The organism is Massilia pinisoli (genome assembly GCF_024753285.1).
In the GTDB taxonomy this organism is placed as follows: Bacteria; Pseudomonadota; Gammaproteobacteria; order Burkholderiales; family Burkholderiaceae_D; genus Telluria; species Telluria pinisoli.
This window is the reverse complement of the sequence record NZ_JANUGW010000008.1, coordinates 88,575-113,814: the sequence shown is the minus strand read 5'-3', so window position 1 is coordinate 113,814 and position 25,240 is coordinate 88,575. Positions and strand designations below refer to the sequence as shown.

Annotated in this window: 27 protein-coding genes; 9 read left to right on the top strand and 18 right to left on the bottom strand. The window is 65.2% G+C overall.

Annotated features, from left to right (window positions below; genetic code table 11):
- Positions 1 to 50: 50 nt before the first annotated feature.
- From NX784_RS13110 to NX784_RS13080, 7 genes are all read right to left on the bottom strand, one after another.
- Positions 51 to 827, bottom strand: a complete 777-nt coding sequence (locus NX784_RS13110; RefSeq protein ID WP_258817108.1) for a hypothetical protein — start codon at positions 825 to 827, stop codon at positions 51 to 53.
- 23 nt (positions 828 to 850) lie between these two features.
- The gene (locus NX784_RS13105) at positions 851 to 1,654 is read right to left on the bottom strand and encodes a hypothetical protein (protein ID WP_258817107.1); all 804 of its coding nucleotides are present in this window, start codon (positions 1,652 to 1,654) and stop codon (positions 851 to 853) included.
- A gap of 34 nt (positions 1,655 to 1,688) precedes the next feature.
- Positions 1,689 to 2,186, bottom strand: a complete 498-nt coding sequence (locus tag NX784_RS13100) for a hypothetical protein (RefSeq protein ID WP_258817106.1) — start codon at positions 2,184 to 2,186, stop codon at positions 1,689 to 1,691.
- Positions 2,183 to 2,764, bottom strand: coding sequence for an RNA polymerase sigma factor (locus NX784_RS13095; RefSeq protein WP_258817105.1), 582 nt, complete (start codon positions 2,762 to 2,764; stop codon positions 2,183 to 2,185). Before NX784_RS13095 ends, NX784_RS13100 begins: the two co-directional genes overlap by 4 nt.
- 124 nt (positions 2,765 to 2,888) lie before the next feature.
- Positions 2,889 to 3,398 (bottom strand): outer membrane beta-barrel protein, encoded by a 510-nt coding sequence (locus tag NX784_RS13090; protein WP_258817104.1) that lies wholly within the window; start codon positions 3,396 to 3,398, stop codon positions 2,889 to 2,891.
- A gap of 109 nt (positions 3,399 to 3,507) precedes the next feature.
- The gene (locus NX784_RS13085; protein ID WP_258817103.1) at positions 3,508 to 4,614 is read right to left on the bottom strand and encodes an S-(hydroxymethyl)glutathione dehydrogenase/class III alcohol dehydrogenase; all 1,107 of its coding nucleotides are present in this window, start codon (positions 4,612 to 4,614) and stop codon (positions 3,508 to 3,510) included.
- 70 nt (positions 4,615 to 4,684) lie between these two features.
- Positions 4,685 to 5,323, bottom strand: coding sequence for an ANTAR domain-containing response regulator (locus tag NX784_RS13080; protein WP_258817102.1), 639 nt, complete (start codon positions 5,321 to 5,323; stop codon positions 4,685 to 4,687).
- Positions 5,324 to 5,659: 336 nt separating this feature from the next.
- On the opposite strand from NX784_RS13080, the gene NX784_RS13075 reads away from it, so the two are divergent.
- The 6 genes from NX784_RS13075 (at position 5,660) to NX784_RS13050 (ending at position 11,943) form a co-directional block, all read left to right on the top strand.
- Complete coding sequence (locus NX784_RS13075) at positions 5,660 to 6,661, top strand: S8 family serine peptidase (protein ID WP_258817101.1); 1,002 nt, start codon at positions 5,660 to 5,662, stop codon at positions 6,659 to 6,661.
- The gene (locus NX784_RS13070; protein ID WP_258817100.1) at positions 6,634 to 7,233 is read left to right on the top strand and encodes a PA domain-containing protein; all 600 of its coding nucleotides are present in this window, start codon (positions 6,634 to 6,636) and stop codon (positions 7,231 to 7,233) included. Before NX784_RS13075 ends, NX784_RS13070 begins: the two co-directional genes overlap by 28 nt.
- A gap of 204 nt (positions 7,234 to 7,437) precedes the next feature.
- Positions 7,438 to 10,236, top strand: a complete 2,799-nt coding sequence (locus NX784_RS13065; protein WP_258817099.1) for a valine--tRNA ligase — start codon at positions 7,438 to 7,440, stop codon at positions 10,234 to 10,236.
- A gap of 69 nt (positions 10,237 to 10,305) precedes the next feature.
- A complete protein-coding gene (locus NX784_RS13060; protein WP_258817098.1) occupies positions 10,306 to 10,857 on the top strand; it encodes a DinB family protein in 552 nt (183 codons plus the stop codon).
- Positions 10,858 to 10,943: 86 nt separating this feature from the next.
- Positions 10,944 to 11,393: a DUF2147 domain-containing protein gene (locus NX784_RS13055; protein WP_258817097.1), complete on the top strand. Its 450-nt coding sequence runs from the start codon at positions 10,944 to 10,946 to the stop codon at positions 11,391 to 11,393.
- Between the two features lie 142 nt (positions 11,394 to 11,535).
- A complete protein-coding gene (locus NX784_RS13050) occupies positions 11,536 to 11,943 on the top strand; it encodes a hypothetical protein (protein ID WP_258817096.1) in 408 nt (135 codons plus the stop codon).
- A 24-nt stretch (positions 11,944 to 11,967) separates the two neighbouring features.
- Here NX784_RS13050 and ruvB read toward each other — a convergent pair whose 3' ends face one another.
- The 10 genes from ruvB to tyrS form a co-directional block, all read right to left on the bottom strand.
- Positions 11,968 to 13,035 carry a Holliday junction branch migration DNA helicase RuvB gene (ruvB, locus tag NX784_RS13045; protein WP_166862376.1) on the bottom strand — a complete coding sequence of 356 codons (1,068 nt, stop codon included), beginning with the start codon at positions 13,033 to 13,035 and terminating at the stop codon, positions 11,968 to 11,970.
- A 116-nt stretch (positions 13,036 to 13,151) separates the two neighbouring features.
- On the bottom strand, positions 13,152 to 13,730 hold the full coding sequence (gene ruvA / locus NX784_RS13040; protein WP_258817094.1) for a Holliday junction branch migration protein RuvA: 579 nt from the start codon (positions 13,728 to 13,730) through the stop codon (positions 13,152 to 13,154).
- 14 nt (positions 13,731 to 13,744) lie between these two features.
- Complete coding sequence (gene ruvC, locus NX784_RS13035; protein WP_258817093.1) at positions 13,745 to 14,290, bottom strand: crossover junction endodeoxyribonuclease RuvC; 546 nt, start codon at positions 14,288 to 14,290, stop codon at positions 13,745 to 13,747.
- Positions 14,291 to 14,479: 189 nt separating this feature from the next.
- Positions 14,480 to 16,066 carry a bifunctional phosphoribosylaminoimidazolecarboxamide formyltransferase/IMP cyclohydrolase gene (gene purH, locus NX784_RS13030; RefSeq protein WP_258817092.1) on the bottom strand — a complete coding sequence of 529 codons (1,587 nt, stop codon included), beginning with the start codon at positions 16,064 to 16,066 and terminating at the stop codon, positions 14,480 to 14,482.
- A gap of 95 nt (positions 16,067 to 16,161) precedes the next feature.
- Positions 16,162 to 16,395, bottom strand: a complete 234-nt coding sequence (locus NX784_RS13025) for a helix-turn-helix domain-containing protein (protein WP_036235444.1) — start codon at positions 16,393 to 16,395, stop codon at positions 16,162 to 16,164.
- 77 nt (positions 16,396 to 16,472) lie between these two features.
- Positions 16,473 to 17,495, bottom strand: coding sequence for a tRNA dihydrouridine synthase DusB (gene dusB / locus NX784_RS13020; RefSeq protein WP_258817091.1), 1,023 nt, complete (start codon positions 17,493 to 17,495; stop codon positions 16,473 to 16,475).
- 129 nt (positions 17,496 to 17,624) lie between these two features.
- Positions 17,625 to 18,293 carry a histidine phosphatase family protein gene (locus NX784_RS13015; RefSeq protein WP_258817090.1) on the bottom strand — a complete coding sequence of 223 codons (669 nt, stop codon included), beginning with the start codon at positions 18,291 to 18,293 and terminating at the stop codon, positions 17,625 to 17,627.
- A 49-nt stretch (positions 18,294 to 18,342) separates the two neighbouring features.
- Positions 18,343 to 19,017 carry a YbhB/YbcL family Raf kinase inhibitor-like protein gene (locus tag NX784_RS13010; RefSeq protein ID WP_258817089.1) on the bottom strand — a complete coding sequence of 225 codons (675 nt, stop codon included), beginning with the start codon at positions 19,015 to 19,017 and terminating at the stop codon, positions 18,343 to 18,345.
- A 61-nt stretch (positions 19,018 to 19,078) separates the two neighbouring features.
- Positions 19,079 to 19,537: a D-aminoacyl-tRNA deacylase gene (gene dtd, locus NX784_RS13005; protein ID WP_258817088.1), complete on the bottom strand. Its 459-nt coding sequence runs from the start codon at positions 19,535 to 19,537 to the stop codon at positions 19,079 to 19,081.
- Positions 19,534 to 20,808 (bottom strand): tyrosine--tRNA ligase, encoded by a 1,275-nt coding sequence (gene tyrS / locus NX784_RS13000; protein WP_258817087.1) that lies wholly within the window; start codon positions 20,806 to 20,808, stop codon positions 19,534 to 19,536. The genes dtd and tyrS overlap by 4 nt, the downstream gene beginning before the upstream one ends.
- Positions 20,809 to 20,968: 160 nt before the next feature.
- Here tyrS and NX784_RS12995 point away from each other — a divergent pair, with 160 nt between their 5' ends.
- Complete coding sequence (locus tag NX784_RS12995; protein ID WP_258817086.1) at positions 20,969 to 22,327, top strand: peptidoglycan DD-metalloendopeptidase family protein; 1,359 nt, start codon at positions 20,969 to 20,971, stop codon at positions 22,325 to 22,327.
- A 75-nt stretch (positions 22,328 to 22,402) separates the two neighbouring features.
- Positions 22,403 to 23,494: an anhydro-N-acetylmuramic acid kinase gene (locus tag NX784_RS12990; RefSeq protein ID WP_258817085.1), complete on the top strand. Its 1,092-nt coding sequence runs from the start codon at positions 22,403 to 22,405 to the stop codon at positions 23,492 to 23,494.
- An 18-nt stretch (positions 23,495 to 23,512) separates the two neighbouring features.
- Here NX784_RS12990 and NX784_RS12985 read toward each other — a convergent pair whose 3' ends face one another.
- Entirely contained in the window at positions 23,513 to 24,454 is a 942-nt protein-coding gene (locus NX784_RS12985) for a LysR family transcriptional regulator (protein WP_307735969.1), read from the bottom strand.
- 73 nt (positions 24,455 to 24,527) lie between these two features.
- On the opposite strand from NX784_RS12985, the gene NX784_RS12980 reads away from it, so the two are divergent.
- Positions 24,528 to 25,163, top strand: a complete 636-nt coding sequence (locus NX784_RS12980) for an NAD(P)H-dependent oxidoreductase (protein WP_258817084.1) — start codon at positions 24,528 to 24,530, stop codon at positions 25,161 to 25,163.
- Positions 25,164 to 25,240: the final 77 nt, after the last annotated feature.

Genomic DNA, 25,240 nt, shown 5'->3' with positions numbered 1-25,240 from the left:
TCGTCATGCTGCCATGCTGTGGTCATTCATGCAATGCCGACGGGATGAATCTACTTCGAGTCGGGCGCGATGTCGCGGATCGCATACCCCTCGGGCAAGGCGAACGTGGAGGCCGGCACGTCGCCGAACTTCAGGTTTTCGACGCGCGTGATCATGTCGCCGAACTCCGGCATCGACATATTCATGTACATGAGCAGTCCCAGCTCGGTGGAAAACCAGGTTTCCGTCGTGTGCACCAGCGGCTTGTCGTTGCCCTGCGCGCCGGCGGGAATGGTGATTTCCGACTTGCTGCCAAAGGCCTTGACGCCGGCGATCTCTTTCTCACCGAGGTTCGTGCTTGTCACGGACGAGGCCGGCTCCGGCGTCGGCATCGCCGGCGCCACCGTGGTCGCCGGGCTCTTCATGCGCAGGATCTCCTTGCGCTCCGGGCAGATGAGGTAGGCGGTCTGCGTGGCCGGGTCGGCGATGGCGATGCGCTCCACGCCGGCCTGCGTCCACGCGGTGCGGGAGCGCCCGGTCTTGTCGAAGGCATGCGACTCCTTGCTCTGCGACTTGATCGCATTGCCGCCGGCCAGGGCCGTCGCCGTGTCCGTCACCACGTCGTACGTGTACGCCCGCGGTTTGCCGTCGTGACTCTTGAGCCTGGCTACGGCAAAGTTGTACTCATTGCGCAGGCGCACCGGACCGAACTGCTCCATGGCGGCCCGGGTCATCTCGGCCCCCACCGTCTTGGCCTCGTCGTCCGCCTGGGCGGCGGCAGTGTGCATCGTAACCGGCAGGGCCTGGCATGCGATCAGCAGGCTGAACAGCGTCGAGAAAACTTTCATGGTCTTTCCTTTCTGGTTTCGGTTCAGCGGCGCGCGACATCGCGCACGGTGTAGTCGGCCGGTACGGTAAACAGGGCCGTCGGGGGTTCGAGGCGCGAGATGTCCTGCAGGCGCGTCACGCTTTCACCCATGAACGGGTGGTCCATCTTGAGCAGGATCGGCACACGCAGCTCGCGCGCAATCCACGTCTCGGTCGTGCTGACCATCGGCTGAACGTTGCCGATGGCGCCCGCCGGCGTGGTCATCGTGGACTGGGCGCCTTCGGCCGAGATGCCGTCGATCTGCTTCGTGCCGAGCGATCGCGTCTGCGTCATGGCCGCCGCCATACCGGCCGCCAGCGCGGGGGACAGTTGCTCGGCCACGCGGGTGGCGCCGGCCGCCGCAGCCGTCGAGCCCGTCACGTCCGCACCGGACGTGGCGGCCGGCGCCGGTGCCGCGATGGCCATCCGGTAGCCCGTTTTCGTGTCCGGATACAGGCGGTAGCTCATGCCCGCGACCGGATCCTGGATCTGCACGAGAGGCTTCCCCTTCCATTCCGATTCTTCCCGGGTGCGTCCGTCGGAATCGCGGTACAGCTTTTCCGTGTGGCGCTGCACGATCCGATTACCATCGGCCAGCACCTTGACCGACTCCGTCACCCGCTGTGCGGAATACGGCAGGCCACGCACCGCGCACCCGTCGGGACAGCGCGACGACGCGCTGATCTTCAACAGCATCACTTCCAGCGCATCGCTCGCCGGCACGGCCGCCGCACCGCCCTGCTGCGCATGGGCCACCGGGGCCAGCGCGAGCAAAGCGAGTCCCGCGGACAAGAATATCCGTCTCATCACCACCTCCATGGAAAAAATCAAACGCGAAGAATCAATTCACGGCCAGCCGTATCGCCAGCGGCTCGCCCGTCGCAGCCACCATCATCTCGGTGTGCACGAGTTCGTCCGGCACATTGGCCACGATCGGGATCCCCATCTGCACGAGGGCCGCGCGCGGCAGGTCGGCCTGCTTCAACTGCGGGTCCACCGCGGCCGCCATCCGTTCCGGCGGCACGAGCGACACGAACCCGTCGGCCACTGCCAGCACACGCACGACGCGCGGCGACGGCGCACCGTCGGACAGCAGACTCATGCCGACGATGGCCAGCGCACATCCGACCGCACCGATGCCCGCCCACGACGCAACCGCGTCGGCACTCCAGCGGCGATACCACGGCTGCGGCGCGTGACGCTTGGCGAACGCGCGCAGCAATGCCTGCTCCACGGCATCAGGCGGAGCCGCCTGCGCCAGCGTGCGGCGTGCGGCGTCCCATTCCGGGGCGCGGCCCTGGCCATTGTCGCGGCCGTCGTCGAATTCGAACATATTCATGCGATGTCCTTTGCAATGGCCCGGTACGGCGCGAGCGCCTTCGCCAGGGCGCCGCGGCCGCGCGCCAGGCGCGACCGCACGGTGCCGATCTCAAGCTGGCAGATCTCGGCGATTTCCTGATACGACTTTTCCTGCAGTTCGAACAGAATCAGCACGTCGCGATAATGCGGCGCCAGCGCAGCCAGCGCGCGCCGCAGATGCTCGGCCGCCTCGTCGTCGAGCAGCCTCGCCAGCGGGCCGGCTGCCGTGTCGACCGGCTCGAACACATCGTCCTCGTCGTCTTCCGCGGCAGGCTGCACCCAGCGGCTGTTGCGCCGCGCATGGCCCAGCACGAGGTTGCGCGCCACGCCGTAGAGGAAGTTCGCGAGCATGCCCTTCAACGGATCGAAGCGATAGGTGTCGCCGAGCAGGCCCATGAAGACTTCCTGCACGACGTCCGCCGCGACGTCCGGCGCGCCGCTGTGCATCAGCGCGAAGCTGTACAGGCCGCTCCTGTGGCGCCGGTAAAGACTCTGGAATGCGGCCGCGTCGCCCTGTCGGATCAAGCGCAGCAGTTGGTTATCGTCGGATTCGTTCACGTCGGGTCCGTTCGTTCTTTTCTATTATTTGAACGGCGCCAGCGAAAAGTTCCCGAATATTTACAAGAAAAAAAACTGGCGCTGCGGGGAACAGCGCCGGAGGGGATCGGGCGACGCCCGACGATCAGAACTTGAAGACGACGCCGAGGCTGACGTTGGTCGAATCGGACGATGGCTTCTGGAATTCGACGCGGCCGGACACGGTCGGCGTGAAGTGGTAGGCCAGGCCCACGCCATACAGGGTGCCGCCCTTGCTATCGGGGTTATAGGTCTGGCCCCCCGCCGACCACTCGGTCGACAGGTCGTTGAAGCCGCCGCGGCCGAAGATGTCCAACTGCGGCGTCAGCGGGTAGGAACCGACCACCGTCAGCTGGATCTGGTCGATTTTCAGGGTGCCGCTGTAGAACGGGTCGCGGATATCCCAGTTGCCCAGCCGGCGATAGCCGAATTCGAAGGCGACGTTCGGATTGACGCCATAGCCCATCAGGGCGCCGAAGCTGGTGCCGTGGGCGTCGATGTTGTCGACGTGGGTCGAACCCGCGTCCACGCCGCCATAAAAACCCGTCGGACCCGCGGCGAACGCCGAGGATGCCATTGCGGCCAGAGCCGCCGCCACTGCAAATTTCTTGAACATGTTTTCCGATCTCTATTGGTCATTGCACCGCGCGGTGCACACGGTTATTGCGAGTCGGAAATTATACAATGAACAACAAATTGGCGCCATGACAACTTTGTGAACGGCGTCAGTAAACGACGACGGAACGGATCGATTCGCCCTTCTTCATCAGGTCGAAGCCATCGTTGATGCGGTCGAGCGGCAAATGGTGGGTAATGAGGTCGTCGATGTTGATCTTGTTTTCCATATACCAGTCGACGATCTTCGGCACGTCCGTGCGCCCGCGCGCGCCGCCGAACGCGGAGCCTTTCCATACGCGCCCGGTAACGAGTTGGAACGGCCGCGTCGCGATCTCCTTGCCTGCTTCCGCCACGCCGATGATGATCGACTGGCCCCAGCCCTTGTGGCAGCATTCCAGCGCCTGGCGCATCGTCGTGACGTTGCCGATGCATTCGAACGAGTAGTCGGCACCGCCGTCCGTCAACTGCACGATCGTGTCGACGACGTTCTCCACGTTCTTCGGATTGACGAAATGTGTCATGCCGAACTTGCGCGCCATCTCTTCGCGGCCCGGGTTGATGTCGACGCCGATGATCTTGTCCGCACCGACCATTTTCGCGGCCTGGATCACGTTCAGGCCGATGCCGCCCAAGCCGAACACGACGACGTTCGCCCCGGCCTCGACCTTCGCCGTGAAGATGACGGCGCCGATGCCCGTCGTGACGCCGCAGCCGATGTAGCAGATCTTGTCGAACGGCGCGTCCGAGCGGACCTTCGCCAGCGCGATCTCCGGCACGACGATGTAGTTCGAGAACGTGGACGTGCCCATGTAGTGGTAGATGGGCTTGCCGTCCAGCGAGAAGCGCGACGTCGCATCCGGCATCAGGCCGCGCCCCTGCGTGGAGCGGATGGCCTGGCACAGGTTCGTCTTCTGCGACAGGCAGAATTTGCACTGGCGGCATTCCGGCGTGTACAGCGGGATGACGTGGTCGTCTTTACGCAGGCTCGTCACGCCCGGCCCGACGTCGACGACGACGCCCGCGCCCTCATGGCCCAGGATCGCAGGGAAGATGCCTTCCGGGTCGGCGCCCGACAGCGTGTAGTAATCGGTATGGCAGATGCCCGTCGCCTTCACCTCGACGAGCACCTCGCCCGCCTTCGGTCCCTCGAGTTCGACCTCTTCGATCGTCAGCGGTTTCCCGGCCTGCCATGCAATCGCTGCCTTGGTTTTCATGTGTTCTGTCCTCGGAAAATGGTGCAAGAAAGGTTGCCATGATAACCAACCCGGGACCGCATGCGGGGCGCTATTTCCCTTTCAGCCGCGCCGCGAACGCGCCATGCAGGCTGTTGAGCAATTCCTCGGCCGCGACGAGCTGTTCGGCCACTTCGTTGACCTTGCGCCGGCTGGCACGGGCGTGGTCGCGCAGCACTTCGAACGCGGTGTTGCGGTCCGTCTGGAAGCGCGTCATCAGCAGGCCGACGGCGAGGCTCGTCTCGCGGCCGGCCGCCAGCGCGGCATTCAAATTCGCTTCCGTGCGGCGCAGCTGGCGGATCTCGTCGGCGCGCGCGAGCGCCGATTCCAACGCGGGCAGCAGGTGGGCGGCATCGACCGGCTTGACGACGAAACCGACGGCGCCATGGTTGGCGGCCTCGCGCGCCGTCTCGGCATCGTCGACGGACGACAGGAACATGAAGGCGACCGACGTGTGCTCCTTCAGCCGGCGCGCCAGGTCGAGGCCGGACATGCCCGGCATATTGATGTCCAACAGCGCCAGCGCGATGTCGGCTTCGCGTTCGGCCACGCGCTGCAGCGCCTCGGGGGCGGACGCCGCCGCCAACGTGTCGTGGCCGGCATGGCCCAGCACGGTGACGAGGTAGTCGAGGAATAAGGGGTCGTCGTCGACGAGCAGGATCAGACGGCGTGAAGGTGGTTGCGCGCTCATTGTCGTGGTTCTCGCGGCGGTGAGGAAAAACGCGTCCGCTGCACTGCAACGGGCCGCATGGCGCTGAGGCGCGCCAAAAATATATCACGTTGACAAGCGGCCAAGTCAAATGAATTCACGACACGTGCGCTAGCGCAAAGTGTTTTACATCAAGCACGCAACAGGGGGTGCGCACGATTGAAATCCAATTGCATATGCATAAGTTCTCAAAATAAACTGACCCGCGCTGCCCGATAAGGGTAGCGAGATGTATCGGTTGTTTGAGGAGTCACACCAAAAGCATGCGGCTCACAAGGCCAGCTGCAATAACGATACCCAATAACGGAGAAAGCACCGATGAATCAGAAACACACTCGCGCATCGACAATCGTTCCGGCCCTCGGGCTGTGCGTGGCGGCACTGGCCGTCGCGTTCGCAGGCAGTGCGTCGGCCGCGCCCGACACCACCCGCGTGATCGTCGCCTTCAAGCCGGGAACGGCTGGCAATGTCAAATCCGCTGTCGCGGCCGCAAGGGGAGCGGTCAAGCAGGAAATCTTCAACATGAACGCGATGGCGGTCGAAGTGCCGACGGTCGCACTGCAGGGCCTGCAGCACAATCCGAACGTCGAGTACGTCGAGGAAGACGTCATTCGCAAGCCGTTCTCGCTGACGACGCCGTCCACCGGCGTGCCGTACACGAGCGGCCAGCTGGTCCCGTACGGGATCAAGCTCGTGCAGGCCGACCAGCTGTCGGATGCGAATACGAGCAACCGCAAGATCTGCATCATCGACTCCGGCGTCGACTTCAGCCACGAAGACCTGAAGGACAACGGCGCCAACGTCACGGGCGAATACGATTCCGGCACCGGCTGGTGGTACACGGACGAGACCCACCACGGCACCCACGTGTTCGGCACGATCGCCGGTGTCAACAACGGCCTCGGCGTCGTCGGTGTGAACCCGAACAAGCAGCTCAAGCTGCACATCGTGAAAGTGTTCGGCAAGGACGGCGCCTGGACCTACTCGTCCACGCTGGCCAGCGCCGCCAACAAGTGCGGCGCGGCGGGCGCGAACATCATCACCATGTCGCTGGGCGGCGGCGCGAAGAGCATGACCGAGCAGCGCGCGTTCGACAGCCTGCAATCGAAGGGCGTGCTCTCGATCGCGGCGGCCGGCAACGACGGCAATGCCACGACCTCCTACCCGGCCGGCTACGGCAGCGTGATGTCGGTGGCGGCCGTGGACGAAAACAAGGTCGTCGCCTCGTTCTCACAATACAACAGCGACGTCGAGATCGCCGGTCCGGGCGTGTCCGTGCTGTCGACGTCCCGATGGGCACCGGCGTCGACACGGCGCTGACGGTCGGCTCGACCAACTACGCGTCGTCGGCGATGGAAGGCTCGCCCGTCAAGACCGTCACCGCGCCGCTGGCCGACTTCGGCATCGGCGACGCCGTCAATACGGCCGTCTCCGGCAAGGTCTGCCTGATCCAGCGCGGCACGGTCGATTTCGCCACGAAGGTCAGCAACTGCCAGAACAGCGGCGGCGTGGGCGCCATCGTCTACAACAACGTGGCCGGCAGCTTCGGGGGCACGTTGGGCACGACCGTGACGACGATCCCGTCGCTGACGGCGTCCGACACGGACGGCGCCGCGATGAAGGCGCAACTGGGCCAGAGCGCGACGGTGGCCGTGAAGGCATCGAACTACGCCTACTTCGACGGCACGTCGATGGCCACGCCGCACGTGTCCGCAGCCGCGGCACTGGTGTGGAGCTACTTCCCGACCTGCACGGGCGCCCAGATCCGCACGTCGCTGGACAACAGCGCGCTCGACCTGGGCACGGCCGGTCGCGACACCAAGTACGGCTACGGTCTCGTGCAGGCCAAGGCGGCGTACGATCGCATCAAGGCGCTGGGTTGCGGTAAATAATCCAGCGCTTCGCGGCACGGCAAAGGGCGCTCCGGCGCCCTTTTTCGTAGGGTGGACGGATCGGCCGTCCACGCGGTGATACGAGACGCGGGATATACCGCGTCCGTTCAGGCGCCATTGAACGCGTGGACGGGTTTCCCGTCCACGCTACACGCCGTCATCTATAATGATCGTCTTCGCAAATCACGCCATCACAGCCACATCATGGAACTAGCCAAGTCTTTCGAGCCAGCCGACATCGAACAATTCTGGCGCACGGAATGGGAACAGCGCGGTTACTTCGCCGCCTCCATGGACGACGGTAAGCCGTCGTTCAGCATCCAGCTGCCGCCGCCGAACGTGACGGGCACCCTGCACATGGGCCACGCCTTCAACCAGACGGTCATGGACGGCCTGACCCGCTACTACCGCATGCGTGGCTTCAACACCGCGTGGATCCCGGGCACCGACCACGCCGGCATCGCCACGCAGATCGTCGTGGAGCGCCAGCTCGACGCGCAGAAGATCTCGCGCCACGACCTCGGCCGCGAAGCGTTCGTCGAGAAAGTGTGGGAGTGGAAGGAAAAATCGGGCAGCACGATCACGGGCCAGATGCGCCGCCTGGGCGCGTCGGCCGACTGGGCCCGCGAATACTTCACGATGGACGAGCCGCGCAGCCAGACCGTCACCGAAGTCTTCGTGCGCCTGTTCGAACAAGGCCTGATCTACCGCGGCAAGCGCCTCGTCAACTGGGACCCGGTGCTGGGCACCGCCGTCTCCGACCTCGAAGTCGACTCGCAGGAAGAAGACGGCTCGATGTGGTACATCCAGTATCCGCTGGCGGACGGCAGCGGCCACCTGACGGTCGCGACGACGCGTCCCGAGACGATGCTGGGCGACGTCGCCGTCGCCGTCGACCCGACCGACGAACGCTACACGCACCTGCACGGCAAGATGCTCAAGCTGCCGCTGGTCGGCCGCGAGATCCCGATCATCGCCGACAGCTACGTCGACAAGGCGTTCGGCACCGGCTGCGTGAAGATCACGCCGGCGCACGACTTCAACGACTACGCCGTCGGCCAGCGCCACAACCTGGCCATGCCGAGCATCATGACGCTCGATGCGAAAATCGTCGACGACGCGCCGGAAGCCTACCGCGGCCTCGATCGCTTCGTCGCGCGCAAGAAGATCGTCGCCGACCTGGAAGCGCAAGGCTTGCTGGAACAAGTGAAACCGCACAAGCTGATGGTGCCGCGCGGCGACCGCACGGGCGTCGTCATCGAGCCGATGCTGACGGACCAGTGGTTCGTCGCGATGAGCAAGCCGGCGCCGGAAGGCACGCACAATCCGGGCAAGTCGATCACCGACGTGGCGCTGGAAAAGGTCGCGAGCGGCGAAATCAGGTTCGTCCCCGAGAACTGGACGACCACGTACAACCAGTGGCTGAACAACATCCAGGACTGGTGCATCTCGCGCCAGCTGTGGTGGGGCCACCGCATCCCGGCCTGGTACGGTCCGAACGGCGAAGTCGTCGTCGCGCGCAGCGAGGAAGAGGCGCAGCAGAAGGCGGCGGCCGCCGGCATCACGGGCGAACTGAAACGCGACGACGACGTGCTCGACACGTGGTTCTCGTCCGCGCTCGTGCCGTTCTCCACGGTCGGCTGGCCGGAACAGACGAAGGACATGGACCTGTTCCTCCCCTCGTCCGTGCTCGTCACCGGCTTCGACATCATCTTCTTCTGGGTCGCGCGCATGGTCATGATGACGGCGCACTTCACCGGCAAGGTCCCGTTCAAGACCGTGTACGTGCACGGCCTCGTGCGCGATTCGTCGGGCCAGAAGATGTCGAAGTCGAAGGGCAACACGCTCGACCCGATCGACCTGATCGACGGCATCAGCATCGACGACCTCGTCGCCAAGCGCACGACGGGCTTGATGGACCCGCGCAGCGCACCGAAGATCGAAAAGGCGACGCGCAAGGAATTCCCGGACGGGATCCCGGCATTCGGCACGGACGCCGTGCGCTTCACGATGGCCAGCTATGCCTCGCTGGGCCGCAACATCAACTTCGACCTGGGCCGCTGCGAAGGCTACCGCAACTTCTGCAACAAGCTGTGGAACGCCACGCGCTTCGTGCTGATGAACACGGAGGGGAAAGACTGCGGCAAGCCGGACGCCGCCGACTATTCCCCGGCCGACCGCTGGATCATCTCGCGCCTGAACCGCGTCGAGCTGGACGTGGCGAAGGGCTTCGAGGACTACCGCTTCGACAATATCGCGAACAGCATCTACAGCTTCGTGTGGGACGAGTACTGCGACTGGTACCTGGAACTGGCGAAGGTGCAAGTCCAGCAGGGCACGGAAGCGCAGCAGCGCGCCACCCGCCACACCCTGCTGCGCGTGCTGGAAGTCGTGCTGCGCCTCGCGCATCCGATCATCCCGTTCGTCACCGAGGCGCTGTGGCAGGCCGTCGCGCCGCTGGCGGGCAAAACCGGTGACACGATCATGCTGCAACCGTACCCGATCGCCGACGAGTCGCTGATCGACGCGGATGCGGAAGCGTGGATGGAGCAGTTCAAGAAGGTCACCGACGCGACCCGCAACCTGCGCGGCGAAATGAAGCTGTCGCCCTCGGTGCGCGTGCCGCTGATCGTCGAGCCGGCAAACGACGCCGACCGCGCCGCGGCCCAGGGCTTCGCGCCGTACGTCGCGCTGCTGGCCAAGCTGTCGGAAGTGCAGATCGTCGACGCGCTGCCCGATTCGCCGGCCGCCGTCGCCATCGTCGGCACGACTAAGCTGATGCTGAAGGTCGAGATCGACGTCGCCGCCGAGCGCGAGCGCCTGAAGAAGGAGATCGCGCGCATCGAAGGCGAGATCGCCAAGGCCAACGGCAAGCTGTCCAGCGAAAGCTTCGTCGCGCGCGCGCCCGCGGCCGTGGTCGCGCAGGAACGCGAGCGCCTCGACAACTTCAGCGCCACCCTGGCCAAGCTGAACGAGCAGTTCGCCAAGCTGCCGCCGGCCTGATGCCTTACGCCCTGTACTGAACAACGCGCCGGCTTGCTGCCGGCGCGTTTTTTTTATCGGATCACGCTCATGACGACTTCCCACTTCGCCCACCTGGCCCACCTTGCCACGTACAACGAATGGATGAACCGCAAGCTGTACGCCGCGGCCGCCGCACTGCCGGCGGAGCGCGTGCACGAAGACCGGGGCGCGTTCTTCGGTTCGATCTTCGGCACGCTGAACCACCTCGTGATCGCGGACGTCATCTGGCTCAAGCGCATCGCCGCCGGCGTGCCCGGCGGGTCTGGCCTCACGTCGCTGCGCTGCCTTGACGACGTGCCCCGGCCGGCATCGCTGGACCAGCGCCTGTGCCCGGACTTGCCCGAACTGGACGCACTGCGCGCGAAGCTGGACGCGGCCATCCTCGCCTTCAGCGCCGAGGTGACGCCCGCCCAGCTGGACGGCCCCCTCACGTGGACGTCGATGAAAGGCGTCGCCAGCACGAAGCGCCTGGGCGACGTCCTGCTGCACGTGTTCAACCACCAGACGCACCACCGGGGCCAGGCGACGACATTATTCTCGCAACTGGGCGTCGATGTGGGTCCGACGGACCTCCTGTTGTTGCTGCCCGACGTGGCCTGAGAAGCCATGCCTTGGTTTACCGAACGATCGTGCGATTTGCTACACTGGCAGAGCAAGGCCCCCACATAATCCAACAAGGAGACTCCATGCGCCCCGTCGCCACCGCCGCCCTTTTCGCGCTCGCCACCCTCGCCGCCCCGTTCGCGCAAGCCAGCGACGCCTCGCCCGTCGGCTTGTGGAAAGCCATCGACGACAATTCAGGCAAACCGACCGCCCTCATCCGCATCACCGAGGAGCGCGGCGAGCTGCGAGGCAAGATCGAGCAACTGTTCCGTGCGCCGGGCGAAGACCCGAACCCGAAATGCACGCTGTGCAGCGATGCGCGCAAGGACCAGCCGATCCTCGGCATGACGATCGTGTCCGGGCTCAAGAAGGATGGCGACGAATACAAGGACGGCGAGATCCTCGACCCGAACAATGGCAAGATTTACAAGAGCAAGCTGAGCGTCCACGACGGCGGCAAGAAGGTCGAAGTGCGCGGCTATGTGGGCGTGCCGATGTTCGGCCGCTCGCAAGTCTGGCTGCGCCAGGAGTAGCGACAGTCGTACATACGACGTTTGCGCGTCGTGCGCGCCATGGCTGGATACGTTATGCTAATGTGGTTAATAAGTTCATCCATTCAACATGGCGTCGCATGACCTCCCGACCCGCTGCCCCGAACCGTAAGGAGACATCCACATGATTTTCCTACGGTTGCTTTCATTCTTCATCGCGATCGCCATCCCGATGGTCCCGCCGCTCGTCCTGTCGGACGTCAGCACACCCGGCATGGACGGCTTGCCCGTGCTGGTCAGCGTGCTCGGCATCTGCCTGCTCTCTGGAAGTTTTCTGTACATCGCCCTGCTGGCGCCGCGCATGCGCCGCTCCATCCCGCTGCGCATCCTGGGCGGCGTCCTGCTGATGCTGCCCGCGGCGCTGAGCCTCGTCGCCCTGTGGTCCAGCAGCGAAGAAGAAATGCTGTGGTGCGGCGGCCTGCTGCTCGCGGTAACCGTGCTGATGTTCATCAGCTTCATCTTCCCCGCCACGCCCGACCGCCGCCAGCGCCCCATGCGCGAGCGCGAGCGCCAGGAACCGGCGCTGCCCTGACGTCGTCCCCCGTCACATTTTTCGCTACACCGGGGGCAGGTTGTCCCACAAGTCGCCGGTCGGGCTGATGCGCGGCGCGGCGATGCCGAAATGGCGGTACGCCAGCGGCGTCGCGATGCGGCCGCGCGGCGTGCGCTGCAGATAGCCCTGCTGGATGAGGAACGGTTCGAGCACGTCCTCGATGGTGTCCGCCGCTTCGCCGATGGCGGCGGCCAGGTTACCGATGCCCACCGGCCCGCCTGCGAACTTGAACAGCACGGCTTCCAACAGCTTTCGGTCCATCACGTCGAACCCGACCGTGTCCACGTCCAGCATGCGCAGCGCGCGATCGGCCATGTCCTTCGTGATGTCGCCGTTGCCCTTCACTTCCGCATAGTCGCGCACGCGGCGCAGCAGCCGGTTGGCAATGCGGGGCGTCCCGCGCGCGCGCTGGGCCACTTCGCGTGCGCCCTCTTCGTTGATCGGCGCCTCCAGCAGCGCGGCGCTGCGTGCGACGATCTTCGTCAGCTCGTCGACGTTATAGAACTCAAGGCGGGCGACGATGCCGAAGCGGTCGCGCAGCGGATTCGTCAGCATGCCTGCGCGCGTCGTGGCGCCGACGAGCGTGAACGGCTGCAGGTCGAGCTTGACGGACCGCGCGGCCGGGCCTTCGCCGATCATGATGTCGATCTGGTAGTCTTCCAGCGCCGGGTACAGAATCTCCTCGACGACGGGGGACAGGCGGTGGATCTCGTCGATGAACAGCACGTCGTTCGCCTCGAGGTTCGTCAGCAGCGCGGCCAGGTCGCCGGGACGTTCCAGCACGGGGCCGGACGTCTGGCGCAGGTTGACGCCCATCTCGCGCGCGATGATGTGCGCGAGCGTCGTCTTGCCGAGACCCGGCGGACCGAACAGCAGCGTGTGGTCGAGCGCCTCGCGGCGTTTCCGAGCCGCGTGGATGAAGATTTCGAGCTGGTCGCGGATCTTTTCCTGGCCGACGTATTCGTCCAGATGCTTGGGCCGCAACGCGCGCTCGATCGCTTCCTCGTTGGGCGAGGCGGGCGCGGCGTCGATGATGCGCTGCTCGGTGAAATTGTCGGTCTGAATGCTCATTACATTATCTTAAATGGTGCCGGGGTCACGTAGGGTGGGCGGCTCCACTCTGCAACGTGAGTATTCGGCGACATCGCCGCCGTCCACGCGCTCATGCGGCGCCCGTCCCGACCAAATTACGCCTTGGACAACGCCTTCAACGCCAGCTTGATGCCGTCGGATACGCTGGTCCCGGCCGGCATGTTCTTGATCGCGATCAGGGCTTCCTTGTCAGAATACCCCAAAGCCAGCAGCGCATTGAGCACGTCTGCCTGCGCGTCGTCGTGCGGCGTGCCGGCCGCGACGCCGATATCGGCCCCCAGCTTGCCCTTCAATTCCAGCAGCAGGCGCTCGGCCGTCTTCTTGCCGATGCCCGGCACCTTGACCAGGCGCCCCGCTTCCTGCAAGGTCACGGCCTGCGCGAGGTCGTTCACGGTCATGCCGGACAGGATGGACAGTGCCGTGCGCGCGCCCACGCCCGTGATCTTGATCAGCTGGCGGAACACGGCGCGTTCGTTCGCCGACCCGAAGCCGAACAGCAGGTGCGCATCCTCGCGCACGACGTAGTGCGTGAACAGCGTGACGCGCTCGCCCGTGTGCGGCAGGTTATAGAACGTGCTCATCGGCACGTCGACTTCATAACCGACGCCCTGGCAATCGACAAGCACTTGGGGCGGGTTCTTTTCCAGCAGGACTCCGGAGAGACGACCGATCATGGTGACCTTTCAAATTAGACGAGGCGGCCGCGCTTCATGTGCAGCGTCGGCTTCTTCGGATTGGCCGGCGCGAGCGCGCCCATCAATGCCAGCGCATCATGGCTGTTGGCATGGCAGATGGCAATGCCGAGCGCATCGGCTGCATCCGAGCCAGGCAGGCCCGGCAGCTTCAGGAGGCGCGCGACCATGTCCTGCACCTGGGCCTTGACGGCCTTGCCCGTGCCGACGACGGCCTGTTTCACTTGCGTGGGCGTGTATTCCGCCACGTCGAGGTCGGCGCCGACGAGTGCCGTGATGGCGGCACCGCGCGCCTGGCCGAGCAGCAATGTGGATTGCGGATTGACGTTGACGAAGACTTTTTCGATCGCGGCGCAAGCCGGCTGGTAGGTGGCGACGATTTCGCTGACGCCCGTCAGGATGACTTTCAGCCGCGGCGGCAACGCGCCTTCGCTGCCCGTCTTGATGGTGCCGGACGCGATGTAGCGCAGCCGGTTGCCTTGCTTTTCAATGACCCCGAACCCTGTCGTGCGCAGGCCCGGGTCGATGCCGAGAATAATCATTATCGAATGTTATACCGGCGCGGGTGTTTCGGGGGAAAAATACTGTGCAAAAACACAGGTAGCGGCAACATTATGCCGCTTCCGTAGGGTGGACGGCTCCGCCGTCCACGCGTTCAGGCGACACATGCACATCGCACGGTCAACCAACGCCGGTTGGACGCGTGGGCGGCAAGCCGCCCACCCTACCGATTAATGGCGGAAGTGACGCGTGCCAGTGTACAGCATGACCACGCCGCGTTCATCCGCCGCATCGATCACTTCCTGGTCGCGCATCGAGCCGCCCGGGTGGATGACGCAGGTCGCGCCCGCGTCGACGACGACGTCGAGGCCGTCACGGAATGGGAAGAACGCGTCCGACGCGACCGCCGAGCCTACCAGCGACAGGCCCGCGTTCTGCGCCTTGATCGAGGCGATGCGTGCGGAATCGATGCGGCTCATCTGGCCGGCACCCACGCCGAGGGTCATGCCGCCGGCGCAGAACACGATCGCGTTCGACTTCACGTACTTGGCCACGCGCCATGCGAACATCAGGTCCTGCATCTGCTGCTGGGTCGGCTGCAACTTCGTCACGACGCGCAGGTCGCCGAGGCCGACGTCTTTCGCGTCCGGCGATTGCACGAGCAGGCCGCCGCCCACGCGCTTGACGTCGTACACGTTCTGGCCGTCACCGAGGGCGATTTCCAGCAGGCGCACGTTCTGCTTCGCCGACATGATCTGCAGGGCTTCCGCCGTGAACGCCGGCGCGATCAGCACTTCCACGAACAGCTTGGCGACGGCTTCCGCGGCCGGGCCGTCGACCGGCACGTTGAAGGCGATGATGCCGCCGAACGCGGACGTCGGATCCGTCTTCAGCGCGCGCTGGTAGGCGTCCAGCGCATCGGCGCCGATCGCCACGCCGCACGGGTTCGCGTGCTTGATGATCACGCAGCCGGCCGGCATGTTGAAGCCTTTCATCGACTTGACGCATTCCCATGCCGCGTCAGCGTCGGCGATATTGTTGTACGACAGTTCCTTGCCCTGCAGCTGGCGGTAGTTGGCCAGGCTGCCGGCCGCCGGCACGAGGTCGCGGTAGAACGCGGCCGTCTGGTGCGGGTTTTCGCCGTAGCGCATGTCCTGGACTTTTTCGAAGTGCAGGTTCAGCGTCTGCGGGTAGGCGGCGCGGTTCGTGTGGTCCTTGTCCGGGCCGAGGCTCGTCAGGTAGTTCGTGATGGCGGCATCGTATTGCGCCGTGTGCGCGAACACTTTCTTGGCCAGGCGGAATTTGGTTTCGTAACCGACGCTGCCGGCGGCCTCGCCGGTGCCCTTCATCTCCGCCAGCACCGGACCGTAGTCGGCCGGGTCGACGATGACGACGACGTCACGATGGTTCTTCGCGGCCGAACGCAGCATGGTCGGGCCGCCGATGTCGATGTTCTCGATCGCGTCTTCCAGCGAGCATTGCTCTTTGGCCACGGTCGCCTGGAACGGATACAGGTTCACCACCACCATGTCGATTTCCGGGATGCCGTGCTCTTCCAGCTTGGCGACGTGCTCCGGGAAATCGCGGCGGGCCAGGATGCCGCCGTGCACTTTCGGATGCAGCGTCTTGACGCGGCCATCGAGCATTTCCGGGAAGCCCGTGTAGTCGGCGACTTCGGTGACCGGCACGCCATTGTCCTGCAGCAGTTTGGCGGTGCCGCCGGTGGACAGGATGTTCACGCCGAGGGCGGACAGCGCGCGCGCGAAATCGAGGACGCCGGTTTTATCGGAAACGGAGATGAGTGCTTGTTTGATCATGGGAGTGGCCTGTTGAAAAAATTCTGGACGGGCTCGCGCGCGCCGGACAAAGGGCCCGACGCACACCTGCACGCCCCGGCCCCTCCGCCGGCGGCTTACAGCAGCCCGTGCTCCTGCAACTTCTTGCGCAACGTATTGCGATTAATGCCCAGCATCTGGGCCGCATGCGACTGATTGCCTTCCGCCCGCGTCATCACCACCTGCAGGATCGGCTTTTCGACGGTCAGCAGCATCATGTCGTAGATGTTCGTCGGTTTTTGCTCGCCCAGGTCGTTGAAATAGTCTTCGAGGCTTTTCTGAACGACTTCCTGGATACTTTCTTTGCTCATGGTCTACAGCTTCATCCTGGTTAAATGCTGCTTGTGGCAGCGTTTGTCTCCGACGTTCTTATTATTTTGACTATCTTTTAGGCGGCAATCGCGGCATCGACATGCGCGGGCCGGTATTGTAACCGCTCGCCGTACCGATGTTGTGATTTAAAAAACTCATCGACCGCGGCCAATTGTTCGGCAGTCGATTCCAGACGGTTCATGCGCTGGCGGAATTCCTCGCCGCCGGGCAAGTCTTCGACATACCAGCCGATGTGCTTGCGCGCCGTGCGCACGCCCAGGTATTCGCCGTAGAACGCGTAGTGGGCCGGCAGGTGTTCGTTCATCAGCGCGCGCACCTCGTCGACGAGCGGCGGCGGCAGATACTCGCCCGTGCGCAGGTAGTAATCGATTTCGCGACAGATCCATGGACGGCCCTGCGCGGCGCGGCCGATCATCACGGCGTCGGCGCCCGTGTAGTCCAGCACGAACTTCGCCTTGTCGGGCGTCGTGATGTCGCCGTTGGCCACGACGGGGATGTTGACGGCCGCCTTGACGGCCGCGATGGTCTCGTATTCCGCCTCGCCCTTGTAGCCGTCGGCGCGGGTGCGGCCGTGCAGGGTCAGCATGGCGATGCCGGCGTCCTCGGCCATCCGGGCGATCGTCAGCGCGTTCTTGTTTTGGCGATCCCAGCCGGTGCGGAATTTCAGGGTGACGGGCACGTCGACGGCGTTCACGACGGCATCCAGGATGCGCTGGACGAGGTCTTCGTGCTGCAGCAGCGCCGAGCCGCACCAGTTGTTGCACACCTTCTTGACGGGGCACCCCATGTTGATGTCGATGATCTGGGCGCCGCGGTCGACGTTGAACTTCGCGCATTCGGCCAGGTCATGCGGGTCCGCGCCCGCGATCTGCACGGCTTTCGGCTCCATCTCGCCCGCATGGTCCGTGCGCCGCGAACTCTTCTCGCTGGCCCACAGTCGGGGATTCGATGCCGCCATCTCGGACACCGCGTAGCCCGCGCCCAGCTGCTTGCACAGCTGGCGGAACGGACGGTCGGTCACCCCGGCCATCGGGGCAACGAAGACATTATTGCGCAGCGTATATGGACCAATTTGCACGGCAGAAAATCATGGGAAGCGTCGGGAACTCGCTATTTTACCCGAACCGCTGCTCAATTTATCAGCAGATTTTTTTTACTGAATTGTTGCGCACGCGCCAGAAAAGGCTTGCCAATCGCACCAGTACGGTCAAGGAAGTTCGTCCAGCACGGCCGGACGCAAATGGTCGACCTCGCCCCAACTGCGCAATGCGAGCGTCTGCGTGGCCGGATCGAAGCGGAAACGGTTGACGCTCGCGTTGTAGACCTTGAAGTCGCGCGGGGTTTCCAGAGACAGGCCGAGCGCCAGACGGTACGCGCATTCCAGCACGCCGCCATGCGCGACGAGCGCGATCGTCTTGCCGGGGTGCGCGCCCGCCAGCGCAAGGATGGCGCCCGTGGCACGGTCGAAGAAAGCGCGGAAGCTCTCGCCCACGTTGCGGCCGGGCGGCAGCTGGGCGTCGACGTCGCGCGCCTGCCATGCGGCGAACTCGCGCGGGAAGCGCTGCTCGATCTCGCTGTACAGCAAGCCTTCGAAGCCGCCATAGCCGCGCTCGCGCAACGCCGGCTCGATCGCCAGCGCCAGGCCGCGCCGGTCGGCCACGGCCTGCGCGGTCTGGCGCGCCCGCTTCAGGTCGCTCGCGACGAGCACGTCGATGGTTTCCGCCGCCAGCGCACCGGCCAGCAGCGCCGCCTGGCGTTCGCCTTCGTCGTTCAGCGGAATGTCCAGGTGGCCTTGCAGGCGGCGTTCGGCGTTCCATGCCGTCTCGCCGTGGCGGATCAAAAGGATATCGGTGGGGGCTGCGTTCGTTGTCGTCATGCGGATGCGCCGCCCCGGCGTGCGGAGCGGTCGGTAAAAGATAAACCGGTCAGGATGGCTGACCGATCAGGTTGCCCGCCACGTCGGGATTGAGCGTGTACACGCCGAAGATCTTCGCCTCGTCCAGGATGTGCCCCGTGATGGCCAGGCGCGCTTCCTTGCCGGTGAAGCGGCCTTCCAGCGGCAGCCGGGGAATGTCGAGGGCGTACAGCGTGAAGACGTAGGTGTGCACCCGCTCGTCGTTCCACGGCGGGCACGGGCCGTCGTAGCCATAGTATTCGCCAGCCATGTCGGGATCGTTCGCGAACCAGCCCGTGTAGTCGTTGATGCCGTGACGCAACTGGTGCTCGGTACCGTTCTTGATCGTGAACGGCACGAGCGGGCCGCTCTTGCCGCCCGGCGTGACCATGTCGGAGAACTTGCCTTCGGCGAAAGACTTCAGGCAGACGGGGATGTCGACGAGCGTCCAGTGATAGAAATCCGTGCGCGGCAGCGCGTCGGGCACTGTCCGCCCTTCCTGGTTGACGTCGCTGCCGTCGGACGGGACGTCGAGGTCGTGCATGAACAGCACGAGCGACTGCGTGCCCGCCGGCACGTCGTCCCACGCGATGTGCGGGCTGCGGTTGCTCGACAGCTTGATGTGGCTGCCGGGATCCATCTCGGCGAACGCGCACCTGGGCGGAATCATGTCGCCCTCGATAAAGGAATCGCTCCAGATTTTCATGTCGTTTCTCCCTGCCATCCACTGTCCGTAAGACTGCCGCCGCGGCGCGCGGTTTCGCGTTTCACGCTGCAATACGGGGTGGATCAATACGAAGCCAGAATGTCACCGGTCCGTCGTTGGTCAGCGCCACTTGCATGTCGGCGCCGAAACGACCCGTTTCGACGATACCGTGACGTTCGCGCGCCTGGCGCACGACATGGTCGAACAGCCGGCGCCCGTCGTCGGGCGCGGCGGCCGGCGAGAACGACGGCCGGGTGCCGGACCGGGTGTCGGCAGCCAAGGTGAACTGCGGCACGAGCAGCAGGCCGCCCGCGACGTCCGTCACGCTGCGGTTCATCTTGCCGGCGTCGTCGGAAAACACGCGGTAGGTCAGCAGCTTCGCGAGCAGTGCGTCCGCTTCCCGTTCCGTGTCGCCCTTTTCCGCGCACACGAGCACCATCAGCCCGCGGCCGATGCGGCCGACGACTTCGCCGTCGACCGTCACGCTGGCCTCGCTGACCCGCTGCAGCAGGCCGATCATGCCGACAGTGTAATGCGGGCGAACTTGCGCTTGCCCACTTGCAATACGAACGTGCCGGCCTGGACCTGCAACGCCTTGTCGGAGACGACGGCGCCGTCGATGCGCACGCCTCCCTGGTCGACCATGCGCATGGCTTCCGAGCTGGACGCGCACAGGCCGGCCTGGCGCAGCAGTTGCGGCAGGCCCAGTGGCGCGCCGGACACGGCCACTTCCGGCACGTCGTCCGGAATGCCGCCCTTGGAGCGGTTGACGAAGTCGGCCAGCGCATCGTCGGCCGCCTGCTGCGAGTGGAAGCGGGCGACGATCTCCTGCGCCAGCGCGACCTTCGCATCGCGCGGGTTGCGGCCGCCTTCGACCTCCGCCTTCAATGCGGCCAGGTCCTGGATCGAGCGGAACGACAGCAGCTCGTAGTACTTCCACATCATGACGTCCGAGATGCTCATCAGCTTGCCGAACATCGTGTTGGCCGGTTCCGTGATGCCGATGTAGTTGTTCTTGGACTTCGACATCTTCTCGACGCCGTCCAGGCCTTCCAGCAGCGGCATCGTCAGGATGCACTGCGGCTCTTGCCCGTAGTCCTTTTGCAGTTCGCGGCCGACCAGCAGGTTGAATTTCTGGTCCGTTCCACCCAGCTCAAGGTCTGCTTTCAAAGCGACGGAATCGTAGCCCTGCATCAAAGGATAAAGGAACTCATGCACCGAGATCGGGGTCCCACTCTTGTAGCGCTTGGTGAAGTCGTCGCGCTCCATCATGCGGGCCACGGTGTAGCGCGAGGCCAGCTGGATCATGCCGCGGGCACCCAGCGCGTCGCACCATTCGGAGTTGTAGCGGATTTCCGTGCGCTCCGGGTCGAGCACGAGCGACGCCTGCTTGAAGTACGTCGTCGCATTCGCCTCGATCTGTTCGCGGGTCAGCGGCGGACGGGTGGCGTTGCGGCCCGACGGGTCGCCGATCATCGATGTGAAGTCGCCGATGAGGAAGATCACCTGGTGGCCCAGGTCTTGCAGCTGGCGCAGCTTGTTCAGCACGACGGTGTGGCCCAGGTGCAGGTCGGGCGCCGTCGGGTCGAGGCCCAGCTTGATGCGCAGCGGTGTGCCGCTCTGTTCGGAACGCGCCAGTTTCTGGGCAAATTCGCTTTCGATCAGCAGCTCGTCCACACCGCGTTTCGTGATGGCGAGGGCTTCCTGGACGGCGTCGCTCAGAGGGAGGAGTGCCGGGCCGGCTGCTGGTGTTGCTGTTTTTGCATTACCAGAAATTTCTGGAGAAGTCATAAAAATTTTGTAGGAAAAGGACTAAAGCGGTTGTAAGACCCGGTATTTTGATATAATTCGCGATCCCGTCAATCTTGCCGCACGAAAAGTTTCAACGACAACACTAATAAAAACCACAAATAGTCTTGGGCTGTTCAAGCGGTAAATTTTAACTGATTGCATGAACCCATTACAGAAAATCACCGGCAAGCGCTGGTTTGGCCTGGCTGAAACGAGCCGCAAAACCCGCATCGTCGCCGGCGGTACCGCAGCCCTGGCACTGTGCGCATTCGGCGCCACCGCCGTCGCGCCGATCGCGCCGGACGCCAGCGACATGCCGGTCAAATCCGTGGCGCAAGACCTGCAGCTGCCGAACCTGGCAGACCAGATCGCGGCCCTCCAGCAAGGCCAGCAGCAATTCATTCACGAAGAACGCATCCGCCCCGGCGACTCGCTGGGCGCCGTGTTCAACCGTCTCGGCATCGCGGACCAGCAAGCGCAAGCCTTCGTCCGCAACGACAAGGTCGCCCGCTCGATCCTCTCGCTCAAGACCGGCAAGCGCATCCAGGCCGAGACGGACGAGAACGGCCAACTGCTGAGCCTGCACGCGACGATCGCCGACAAGGACGAGTTCAAGACCGTCACCGTCACCCGCAAGGGCGACAAATTCGTGTCGAACGCGGCCCCGGCCCAGCTCGAGCGCCGTGTCGAGATGCATTCGCGCAACATCACCAGCTCGCTGTACGCCGCCACCGACGACACCAGCGACGGCAGCCAGATCCCCGATTCCATCGTCAACCAGATCATCGAGATGTTCTCGACGAGCATCGACTTCCGCGGCGACCTGAAGCGCGGCGACCGTTTCAACGTCGTCTACGAAACCTATTGGCTGGACGGCGAGATGGTGCGCACGGGTCGCATCCTGGCCGGCGAATTCGTCAACCGCGGCGTGGCTTACCAGTCCGTCTGGTACGAAGACCCCATCAGCCACCAGGGCGGCTACTACAGCCTGGACGGCAAGGCGCTGAAGAAGGCGTTCCTGAAGTCGCCGGTGGCGTTCAACCGCATCTCGTCGGGCTTCTCGATGCGCATGCATCCGGTGCTCGGCGTGTGGAAGAAGCATGAAGGCGTCGACTTCGCGGCACCGCTGGGCACCCCGATCAAGGCGTCGGGCGATGGCGTCGTCGACTTCGTCGGCACGCAGAACGGCTACGGCAACGTCGTCGTGCTCAAGCACTGGTCCAACTACAGCACCGCGTACGGCCACATGAGCCGCTTCGCCGGCGGCCTGCGCCGCGGCCAGAAAGTGGCGCAAGGCGATGTGATCGGCTACGTCGGCGCGACGGGCTGGGCAACGGGCCCGCACCTGCACTACGAATTCCGCATCGGCGGTCACGCCACCGACCCGATGGCGCTGAAGAACCTGCAGCAGCAGCCGCTGACGCCGGGCGAAATGAACCGCTTCAAGATGGCGGCCGCCGAGATGTCGCACCGCTTCTCGCTGCTGTCGCCGGCCGGCAACGCGATGGCCGCACGCTGATCCGTCAGCTTCGGTAGATGAACGCCTTGCACGGCATGCCGGCAAGGCGTTTTGCTTTTTAGGACTGGAACCGACATGGCTTCGACTCTCTACATTGGCTTGATGTCCGGCACGAGCCTGGACGGTGTCGACGGCGTGCTGGCCGACTTCTCCGGGCGCGGCATGCGCACCCTGGACGCCGCGTTCACGTCGTTTCCCGCCGAACTGCGCGCCGAGCTGATGACCCTGCAGGCCGCCAGCGCCAACGAACTGGAGCGCGAGGCGCTCGCCGCGAACGCGCTGGCGCGCTGCTACGCCGAGTGCGTGCAGGCGCTGGCGGCCAACGCGCCGGGTCCCGTGCGCGCCGTCGCCGTGCACGGCCAGACGATCCGCCACCGCCCCGAACTGGGCTTTACGCGCCAGACCAACAACCCCGCCCTGCTGGCCGAGCTCACCGGCATCGACGTCATCGCGGACTTCCGCAGCCGCGACGTCGCCGCCGGCGGCCAGGGCGCCCCGCTCGTGCCCGCGTTCCACGAGGCGCGCTTCGGCAAGCGGGGGCAGGTGCGCGTCGTCGTCAACATCGGCGGCATCGGCAACATCAGCGTGCTGCACGGCGACGGCCGCGTGACCGGCTACGACACGGGCCCCGGCAACGTGCTGATGGACTTGTGGATCGCGCGCCACAAGGGCTTGCCGTACGACCAGGACGGCGCCTGGGCCGCGACGGGCGCGGTCGACCTGGCGCTGCTCGACCTGCTGCTGGACGAACCGTATTTCCGCCAACCGCCGCCCAAGAGCACGGGCCGCGACCTGTTCCACGCGGACTGGCTGGCCGCGAAGCTGGCGCAGCGGCCGGGAATTTCCCCGGCCGACGTGCAGGCCACGTTGACCCGGCTGACGGCCGTGTCGATCGCGCGCGCGATCCAGGCGGAAGCGAGCCCGCAGGCCGTCTATGTGTGCGGCGGCGGCGCGTACAACGGCGTGCTGCTGCGCGACCTCGCCGACGCGCTCGGCGGCCAGACGCCGGTCGCATCGACGGACACGCTGGGCGTCGCGCCGAACCGTGTGGAAGCCCTCGCGTTCGCATGGCTCGGCTACCGCTTCCTGCGGCGCCAGCCGGGCAATCTGCCGGCCGTGACCGGCGCGGCCGGACCGCGCATCCTCGGCGCGCTCTATCCGGCGTGATCGTCCCCGCCTGAGCCGTCAGGCAGCGCTTGCCTGGACGTGGCCCGCCACCAACATGTCGATCAGCGCGCGCGACGCGGCCGACAGGCTGCGGTGCGCCGGATAAACGAGAGAAAACGTGCGCGTACGCCCGCCCAGGCCGGGCAACACCTCGGTCAGGCGGCCGGCGGCCAGGCTCTCCTCGACGAACAGGCGCGGGCACAGCGCAATGCCCATCCCCTGCTCCGCCAGCCACACGACGCCCATGACGTCGGTCGCCACGCTGACGGCCGCCGGCGGCATCCAGTCGATGTCGCGCCCGTCGTCGCGCAAATGCCAGGGGATCACGCGGCCGGTGCTGGGACGGATGAACGCGATGCAGCGCTCGCGCGCCAGGTCGGCCAGGCCGCCCAGCGGTCCCGCCGCCTCCAGATAGTCCGGCGCGGCGACGAGGCACAGCGGCGAGTCCTCGAGCGGACGCGCCACCATGCTGCTGCTCGGGATCGGGCCGGAGCGGATGGCGAGGTCGAACCCTTCCGCCACCAGATCGACGTTGCGGTTGCTGATGTCCACCTCGAGCTCGACCAATGGATAGGCGCGTGCATAGGCGGCCAGCAGCGGCGGCAGGCGTTGCCGTCCGTAGCTCGTGGGCACGCTCATGCGCACTTTGCCGCTCAGCTGCACCGTCGTGCTGCGGATCGTGCGCTCCGCCTGCTCGATCTGGGCGAACGCGGCGCGCACCTCGTCGGCGTAGCGGCGGCCGGCGTCGGTGAGGCTCAGGCTGCGCGTACTCCGCCGCAGCAGCTGGGCGCCCAGCCGGTGTTCCAGCCGCGAGATGGCGCGGCTCAGCACGGAGGCCGTCGTCGACAACACGACGGCCGCCGCGCTGAACGACCCATGTTCGATCACGCTGAGCAATACCTCGACATCCGACAAGTGGTCGAATTTACGCGCCATCTTCACCTTTCGGGAACAAATCATTTGCTGAAATCCTAGTTTATTGCATGGCGAGGATAAAATACAATGCGGGCATCCATCATTCATAAGGTGCCCCATGGAATTACTCGATAAACTGCAATGGCGTTACGCCACCAAGGCAATGGATCCGACCCGCCCTGTCGCACAGGACAAGGTCGACCGCATCATCGAAGCCGCCCGCCTGGCGCCGACGTCGTCCGGCCTGCAGCCCTACGAAATCCTGGTCGTGAAGAATCCGACGCTGCGCGCGCAGATCCGCGAAGTGGCGTGGAACCAGGCGCAGGTCACGGATGCGTCGCACCTGCTCGTGTTCGCCGCCTGGGACGACTACACGCCGGAACGCATCAATCACATGTTCGACCTGACCAATGACGTGCGCGGCTTCCGCAACGAAGGCTGGGAAGCGTACCGCCAGCAGCTGCTGTCGACCTATCCGGGCCGCGGCGCGCAGGTGAACTTCGAACATGCCGCGCGCCAGGCTTACATCGGCTTCGGCGCGGCCGTGATCGCGGCGGCGTTCGAGCAAGTCGACGCGACGCCGATGGAAGGCTTCGACCCGGCCGCCGTCGACACGATCCTGAACCTGCGCGAACAGCACCTGCGCAGCGTCGTCATGCTGCCGCTGGGCTACCGCAAGGCCGAGCAGGACTGGCTCGTCAACCTGCCGAAGGTGCGGCGTCCGCTCGACCAGTTCGTCACCGAAGTGAACTGAGCGCCGCAAGGCGCCGTGTGCGGCAAAACCACGCGCGCCTTCTCAGCGGCGCGCGGCACTTGTACCATTGCGTCATC

Excerpts from the sequence above, each read along its gene's own strand:
- NX784_RS13110 (WP_258817108.1), bottom strand. The coding sequence starts at position 827 with ATGAAAGTTTTCTCGACGCTGTTCAGCCTGCTGATCGCATGCCAGGCC.
- NX784_RS13105 (WP_258817107.1), bottom strand. The coding sequence starts at position 1,654 with ATGAGACGGATATTCTTGTCCGCGGGACTCGCTTTGCTCGCGCTGGCC.
- NX784_RS13100 (WP_258817106.1), bottom strand. The coding sequence starts at position 2,186 with ATGAATATGTTCGAATTCGACGACGGCCGCGACAATGGCCAGGGCCGC.
- NX784_RS13090 (WP_258817104.1), bottom strand. The coding sequence starts at position 3,398 with ATGTTCAAGAAATTTGCAGTGGCGGCGGCTCTGGCCGCAATGGCATCC.
- NX784_RS13085 (WP_258817103.1), bottom strand. The coding sequence starts at position 4,614 with ATGAAAACCAAGGCAGCGATTGCATGGCAGGCCGGGAAACCGCTGACG.
- NX784_RS13080 (WP_258817102.1), bottom strand. The coding sequence starts at position 5,323 with ATGAGCGCGCAACCACCTTCACGCCGTCTGATCCTGCTCGTCGACGAC.
- NX784_RS13075 (WP_258817101.1), top strand. The coding sequence starts at position 5,660 with ATGAATCAGAAACACACTCGCGCATCGACAATCGTTCCGGCCCTCGGG.
- NX784_RS13070 (WP_258817100.1), top strand. The coding sequence starts at position 6,634 with ATGGGCACCGGCGTCGACACGGCGCTGACGGTCGGCTCGACCAACTAC.
- NX784_RS13065 (WP_258817099.1), top strand. The coding sequence starts at position 7,438 with ATGGAACTAGCCAAGTCTTTCGAGCCAGCCGACATCGAACAATTCTGG.
- NX784_RS13060 (WP_258817098.1), top strand. The coding sequence starts at position 10,306 with ATGACGACTTCCCACTTCGCCCACCTGGCCCACCTTGCCACGTACAAC.
- NX784_RS13055 (WP_258817097.1), top strand. The coding sequence starts at position 10,944 with ATGCGCCCCGTCGCCACCGCCGCCCTTTTCGCGCTCGCCACCCTCGCC.
- NX784_RS13050 (WP_258817096.1), top strand. The coding sequence starts at position 11,536 with ATGATTTTCCTACGGTTGCTTTCATTCTTCATCGCGATCGCCATCCCG.
- ruvB (WP_166862376.1), bottom strand. The coding sequence starts at position 13,035 with ATGAGCATTCAGACCGACAATTTCACCGAGCAGCGCATCATCGACGCC.
- ruvA (WP_258817094.1), bottom strand. The coding sequence starts at position 13,730 with ATGATCGGTCGTCTCTCCGGAGTCCTGCTGGAAAAGAACCCGCCCCAA.
- ruvC (WP_258817093.1), bottom strand. The coding sequence starts at position 14,290 with ATGATTATTCTCGGCATCGACCCGGGCCTGCGCACGACAGGGTTCGGG.
- purH (WP_258817092.1), bottom strand. The coding sequence starts at position 16,066 with ATGATCAAACAAGCACTCATCTCCGTTTCCGATAAAACCGGCGTCCTC.
- NX784_RS13025 (WP_036235444.1), bottom strand. The coding sequence starts at position 16,395 with ATGAGCAAAGAAAGTATCCAGGAAGTCGTTCAGAAAAGCCTCGAAGAC.
- NX784_RS13015 (WP_258817090.1), bottom strand. The coding sequence starts at position 18,293 with ATGACGACAACGAACGCAGCCCCCACCGATATCCTTTTGATCCGCCAC.
- NX784_RS13010 (WP_258817089.1), bottom strand. The coding sequence starts at position 19,017 with ATGAAAATCTGGAGCGATTCCTTTATCGAGGGCGACATGATTCCGCCC.
- dtd (WP_258817088.1), bottom strand. The coding sequence starts at position 19,537 with ATGATCGGCCTGCTGCAGCGGGTCAGCGAGGCCAGCGTGACGGTCGAC.
- tyrS (WP_258817087.1), bottom strand. The coding sequence starts at position 20,808 with ATGACTTCTCCAGAAATTTCTGGTAATGCAAAAACAGCAACACCAGCA.
- NX784_RS12995 (WP_258817086.1), top strand. The coding sequence starts at position 20,969 with ATGAACCCATTACAGAAAATCACCGGCAAGCGCTGGTTTGGCCTGGCT.
- NX784_RS12990 (WP_258817085.1), top strand. The coding sequence starts at position 22,403 with ATGGCTTCGACTCTCTACATTGGCTTGATGTCCGGCACGAGCCTGGAC.
- NX784_RS12985 (WP_307735969.1), bottom strand. The coding sequence starts at position 24,454 with ATGATTTGTTCCCGAAAGGTGAAGATGGCGCGTAAATTCGACCACTTG.
- NX784_RS12980 (WP_258817084.1), top strand. The coding sequence starts at position 24,528 with ATGGAATTACTCGATAAACTGCAATGGCGTTACGCCACCAAGGCAATG.